The 6,153-nt window shown below is 45.2% G+C and carries 4 protein-coding genes; all 4 read left to right on the forward strand.

The genetic code is table 11. The features are described from left to right. The first annotated feature begins 32 nt into the window (after window positions 1-32). Genes cas3 through cas7c form a run of 4 tightly spaced genes read left to right on the forward strand, consistent with a single transcriptional unit; the run spans window position 33 to window position 6,023 of the window. Window positions 33-2,498 (forward strand): CRISPR-associated helicase Cas3', encoded by a 2,466-nt coding sequence (cas3, locus tag IBX50_RS15965; protein ID WP_292257290.1) that lies wholly within the window; start codon window positions 33-35, stop codon window positions 2,496-2,498. A gap of 8 nt (window positions 2,499-2,506) precedes the next feature. Beyond that, entirely contained in the window at window positions 2,507-3,211 is a 705-nt protein-coding gene (gene cas5c, locus IBX50_RS15970) for a type I-C CRISPR-associated protein Cas5c (RefSeq protein ID WP_292257291.1), read from the forward strand. Continuing rightward, window positions 3,208-5,193, forward strand: coding sequence for a type I-C CRISPR-associated protein Cas8c/Csd1 (gene cas8c / locus IBX50_RS15975; RefSeq protein WP_292257292.1), 1,986 nt, complete (start codon window positions 3,208-3,210; stop codon window positions 5,191-5,193). The genes cas5c and cas8c overlap by 4 nt, the downstream gene beginning before the upstream one ends. Continuing rightward, a complete protein-coding gene (gene cas7c / locus IBX50_RS15980; RefSeq protein ID WP_292257293.1) occupies window positions 5,190-6,023 on the forward strand; it encodes a type I-C CRISPR-associated protein Cas7/Csd2 in 834 nt (277 codons plus the stop codon). Before cas8c ends, cas7c begins: the two co-directional genes overlap by 4 nt. Window positions 6,024-6,153 lie beyond the last annotated feature (130 nt).

The following is a 6,153-nucleotide window of genomic DNA, read 5'->3' on the forward strand; positions in this document are numbered from 1 at the left end:
TAAGAAGTGCCGCCAAAAATGGAAAAGGGAATATGGATAACAAAACCTACATTGCCCATAAACGAAAGAAAGATAACGAACTGCAATTGCTTCATGCCCACCTGTATGAGGTCGGCGAGCTTGCAAGCGCTTTTGCCAAGAAAGTCGGTGCTGAAAATGCGGGCAGGCTGCTTGGTTTGCTACATGATTTTGGTAAGTACAGTCAGCAGTTTCAAAACTACATCAAGTCTGCCACTGGTGAAATTAACCCAGATGAAGACGATTATGTTGATGCCAAAGGCATGAAAGGAAAGGTCGACCACTCTACTGCCGGTGCCCATCTGGTTTGGAAGCGACTTAAGCGGTTTGGCGCTGGCGGCCAAGGTGAGCTGTGCGGTCAGATATTATCGCTTTGTATTGCATCACATCACAGCGGTCTGATCGACTGCTTTGGTATAGATGACAAGGCTGTGTTTACTGAGCGTATGCGCAAACCAGATGAAAAAGTTCACCTCGACGAGTGTTTGCAGGCAGCAGATCAAAGAATTATGGAAGCCATTGGGCAACTTGCAACGGTGGACTTGGTAAAGGAGCTGTTTGGTCAACTTGCTAAACTCGTCAACTTTAACGAGCCATCAACAATTGACTTCTTCAATCTGGGCTTTTTCACACGTTTTTTATTCAGTTGCCTGATCGATGCAGACAGGCTCAACAGTGCCGAGTTTGAAGATCCGACCAGACTAAGTGAGCGGTTAAATAATGCAGCCCCCGTAGATTGGAGTGTGGCTCTGGCACGTTTGGAGAAGCACTTGGCTGCTTTGGCTCCGCGCAACTATGTTGATGAATTACGAAGAGAAATTTCCGATAACTGCAAAAACAATTCAGAACGAGCACAAGGAATTTACACACTGACAGTACCCACTGGTGGCGGAAAGACTTATGCCAGTTTGCGTTACGCCCTGCACCATGCCAGACATCATGCGTTGGATCGCATCATCTATGTCATTCCCTATACCTCCATCATTGAGCAAAACGCTAAAGTCATACGGGAAGTGGTAGAAAAAGATGGCGATGTCAGGCCCTGGGTGCTCGAGCATCACTCCAACCTGGAGCCGGAGCAGCAAACCTGGCAGACCAAATTGGTATCAGAAAACTGGGATGCACCCATAGTGCTGACCACTATGGTACAGCTGTTGGAAACCTTATTCAGTGGAGGAACCAAAGGTGTGAGGCGACTTCATCAACTGGCCAACAGTGTGCTGATTTTTGATGAGATCCAGACCTTGCCGGTGAATTGTGTTCACATCTTCTGCAATGCCATTAACTTTCTCTCACAGCAAGCCAATACCACGACTGTGCTCTGTACAGCAACCCAGCCATCAATTAATGAGTTAAAAGGGTCAGATAAAGGCCAGTTGATAATTCCGAAAGAAAATGAGCTGGCTGGCGACTTTAATCGTCACTTTAATGAGCTTCGGCGTGTTGATGTTAATAACCTGTTGAGGCCAGGAGGGTGGCACACACAGGAAATCGCTGAATTGGCAGTTGCTCAGTTTAATGAGCGTAATAGTTGTCTGGTAATCGTTAATACCAAAGCTTGGGCGCAAGTGCTGTACCGGCGCTGTGCAGAAAAAGTTAATGACTCGCACCTGTTTCATCTGAGTACGAATCAATGTCCACGCCATCGGAAGATACTATTGTACCTAATAAAAAAGCGATTAAAGTATGGCAAGCCAGTGCTTTGTATCTCGACGCAATTGATTGAGGCTGGTGTCGATGTTGATTTTGCGAGCGTGATTCGTTTCCTTGCTGGCTTGGATTCCATTGCACAAGCAGCCGGGCGTTGTAATCGTAATGGCAGGTTAAAAGATGACGAGGGTAATCTGATCAAAGGCCAGGTGTTTGTTATAAATCCTGATAAGGAGAGTACAGGGTTGTTTAAGGATATCGAGGCTGGCAAGGATAAAGCAGAACGTGTCCTTTCAGAGGGTTATGAAGACATCCTGTCACCAGAAGCCATCAAACAGTATTTTCGTTACTACTTCTTTGACCGGGCGGATGATATGGCCTATCGACTGGATGGTAACAAAAGCCAGCGGTCAGACAATTTGCTGAATCTTCTTAGCGTCCGTGAGGGTTGTAATAAAAATTTTGACGAGCGTGAAGGAAAAATCCCGCTGATGCGGCACGCCTTTATGGAAGCAGGTAAAAAATTCAAAGCCATAGATGCACCAACACAGGCAGTAATTATTCGACAAGGTAAAGGGTGTAAACTTGTGGATGAGCTTTGTTCTGCAGCCAAAGAGTTTAATGCACACCGTTATTATCAACTGCTTCGTCAAGCACAAAAGTACAGTGTCAATGTATTTCCCAATGTGTGGAAAAAACTTCTGGAGCAGGGTGCGGTTCATGAAGTGCAGTTGGGTCACGGTATCTATTACTTGGATGAAGAGTACTACAGCAGAGACTTTGGCCTTGGAACTGAGCGCGTCAGCATGATGCGGTCTCATATTTTATAGGAGATAATATGAAAAACAGCATAAGCTTCAAACTATCGGGGCGCTACGCGCTGTTTACCGACCCCATCACTAAGATTGGCGGGGAAAAATGCTCCTACCATGTGCCCACTTACGAAGCGATCAAGGGTGTGCTTAAGTCCATTTACTGGAAGCCTACCATTGTCTGGCATGTCGACCGGGTTAGGGTGATGAAACCTATCCGAACCCAGACTAAAGGTACCAAGCCCTTGGTCTGGGGAGGGGGCAACAGTCTGGCAATCTATACCTTCTTACATGAGGTGGAATATCAGGTTGAAGCTCATTTTGAATGGAATATGCACAGACCGGAATTGGCACAGGATCGCATTGACGGCAAACATTTTTCTATTGCTCAACGAATGCTGGAGAAAGGTGGCCGCCAGGATATTTTCCTTGGTGTTCGAGATTGTCAGGCCTATGTCGAACCCTGTGAGTTTGGTAAAGGAGCAGGTGCCTATGATGAAATAGATGAATTGTCATTTGGCCTGATGTTCCATGGTTTTGATTACCCGGATGAAACTGGGACAAATGAGCTGCACAGTCGCTTCTGGCGCGCCACCATGACAAAAGGTGTGCTTGAGTTTCCCACGCCTGAACAGTGTGAAATTCGCCGTTTTGTACGAAAAATGGAGGCAAAGGAGTTTAATCTTGGTGACAACCTCTTGCGCGTGAATGCTGAGGAGGTCTCGTTATGAGCTGGATGGCTAAACTCTACGACACCTACCCGCACATACAGGGTGTAGCAGGAAATACTCCATGGCCAGTTGCCCATGTTAAAAAAAATGCTCATGTAGAGGTAACGATTGACGAGAAAGGTAATTTTCTACGTGTAAAAATTTTGGAAGGTGATGACTCGTCAATTTTAATTCCTGTGACTGAAAAATCTGGTGCTAGAACAGGGAATATCGACCCCCACCCTCTCTGTGAGGAGCTAAGTTATTTAGCATTTGACTTGAACGACGGAGTAAAGAAAAAAGAAGAAAGAAACAAGCGGTACCTTGAACTTTTAAATAGTTGGTGTGAGTCTGATTTCTCTCACGCAAAAGCAATAGCCATCAGAGATTATATTTCAATAAAAAGACTTTGGGCGGATATTTCCAGATTTATAAATTTTCCAATTGTTTTTAAAGCTAACAGCACCCAGAAAATTGAAGCTAATAAGTGTTTTGTCAGGTGGAGAGTTGAAGCCAGCGGGGATTTAATGACGGGAACTTGGGAGGATTTATCTTTAATAGAGTCTTGGATAAATTTTGAAAAAAGCTTGAACCCTAAAGTTGGTTTTTGTTATGTGACAGGGGAAGAGTCAAGACTGGCTAAGTTTCATCCGAAATTTATCAGGAATGCGGCTGATGGAGCTAGACTCATAACCCAAAATGATTGGGAGGGTTTTACATTTCTTGGACGCCTTACAGACTCTAAAAAAGAAATAACGGAAAAATTTAATCCTAGCCAAGTTAGTGAAGTTTCTTATGAGGCCACCCAAAAAGCCCACAATGCCTTGCGCTGGTTGATTAGCAATCAAGCAAATAGAAATGGTGATCAAGTGCTTGTTGCTTGGGCTGTATCCGGCAAACCAAGACCTGATCCGTTGGCACCCACTTGGGATCTAGATAATTTCGATGTGGTTACAGATGAAAACCATGACGCGCTATCCACAGTAACCGATCTTACAACTGATCTTGGTCAGAACTTTGCCAAGGCACTGAACCGTTATATGGCAGGATATTTTGATGGTCGCATTGCCAGTCTAAAAGACCATGAAAGCATTGTAGTGATGGGTCTGGACTCTGCTACGCCGGGTCGTATGGCGATTATCTACTACCGCGATTTTATGGCCAGGGATTATATAAAAACCATCGAGAAATGGCATTTGCACTTGGCTTGGCCGCAGCGGGTAAGTAAAGAGATCCAAGCAGGCGGAAAGAAGCCAAAAACACAGGTGTATTGGCCTGTCAGTGCGCCTTCACCCTGGAACATACTCCAAGCAGCTTATGGGGACGTGGTGAAAAGTAATGAAGAACTTAAAAAAAGTCTTTATGAAAGGATTATGCCCTGCATTCTGGAAGGAAGGCCTCTACCCATAGATTTGGTCAACCTTGCTGTAACTCGCGCGAGCAATCGGAATAACAGTGAGCATTGGGAGTGGGAGAGGAACTTAGGGGTTGCTTGCGCGCTGTATCGCGGATTTCATCATCCAGAGCGTCAACTGGATTCAAAAAAATGGAGAGAATATAAAATGTCGCTGGATACCAACTACACCGGCAAAGACTATCTGTACGGGCGTCTCTTAGCAGTCGCAGAGCGGATAGAAGAAATGGCAATGTTTGTTGCAAAAGAACCCAGTCGAACAACGCACGCTAGTCGACTAATGCAGCGCTTTGCTGATCGTCCTGCCTCAACCTGGTTGAATATTGAAACTGCACTCGGTCCATATCAGCAACGCTTGCGTACCAAGATTCCTCCTTTGGAAGCCGCATACAAACGGCTGCTGGATGATATAACCGATTCTTTTGATCGGGATGATTTTTCCGCGGATAAACGATTGAGTGGTGAATATCTTCTAGGTTTCCATTGTCAGCGAAAGTGGCTGCGAGATCATAAATTAAAAAATGGTGAATGGGTTATCAAATCGCCAGGAGAGCCGGAATTAACTGTACCCGAAGGAGAAGAGCAATGAGTTCATTGAGCAAGAAAATTGATTTTGCCATTATTTTTTCTGTAAAGAATGCTAACCCAAATGGCGATCCGCTAAATGGTAACCGCCCGCGTACAGATTATGATGGTTATGGAGAGGTCACAGATGTTTGCCTGAAACGTAAAACCAGAGACCGTTTACAAGACGCAGGCCATGCTATTTTTGTACAGTCTGATGAAAAGAAAACGGATGCCTATCCAAGTTTGCGAGCAAGAGCTGAAGGTGTGCTGGGTAAGGATGCACTGAATGCCAAAAAAACGGCACCTGAAAAAGCTGCCAGATTGGCTTGTGACACTTGGTTTGACGTGCGTGCTTTTGGGCAACTATTTGCTTTTAAAAGTGATGAAAAAGATGGCGTTTCCATCCCGATTCGTGGACCTGTAAGTATTCACTCTGCATTTAGTGTCGAGCCTGTCAGCATTACGAGCACGCAAATTACCAAGAGCGTAAGTGGTGATGGTGATGGCAGTAAAAAAGGTTCGGATACCATGGGGATGAAGCATCGGGTTGATCAGGCTGTTTATGTTGCATACGGCGCGATATCGCCGCAATTAGCTGAGAAAACCGGATTTAGTGATCAAGATGCAGAGGTGCTGAAGCAAATTCTACCAAAACTTTTCGAAGGTGATGCTTCGACTGCCAGACCCGAAGGCTCAATGGTTGTTGAGAAAGTTATTTGGTGGCAACACAGTAATAAGTCGGGGCAGTATTCTTCTGCAAAAGTACACCGGACGCTTACTGTACAACCTGATGGCAGCTATAGCCTTGATAACCTTAAGGATTTAACGGCAGAAGAAATAGAAGGCTTTTGATATCACGCTGTTGATCCTCATTACCCCAGCCGGATACGGATTAGCTGGGGTAATGATCAAGCTTTTTACCTTGCCACAGTCTATTACCCCTCTCTGGAAATCTGGCATGATGGCTTTAAAGTCAGGAGGT

Source organism: Marinospirillum sp. (genome assembly GCF_014859565.1).

Coding starts and splice junctions, on each gene's coding strand:
- cas3 (WP_292257290.1), top strand. CDS start 33: ATGGATAACAAAACCTACATTGCCCATAAACGAAAGAAAGATAACGAA.
- cas5c (WP_292257291.1), top strand. CDS start 2,507: ATGAAAAACAGCATAAGCTTCAAACTATCGGGGCGCTACGCGCTGTTT.
- cas8c (WP_292257292.1), top strand. CDS start 3,208: ATGAGCTGGATGGCTAAACTCTACGACACCTACCCGCACATACAGGGT.
- cas7c (WP_292257293.1), top strand. CDS start 5,190: ATGAGTTCATTGAGCAAGAAAATTGATTTTGCCATTATTTTTTCTGTA.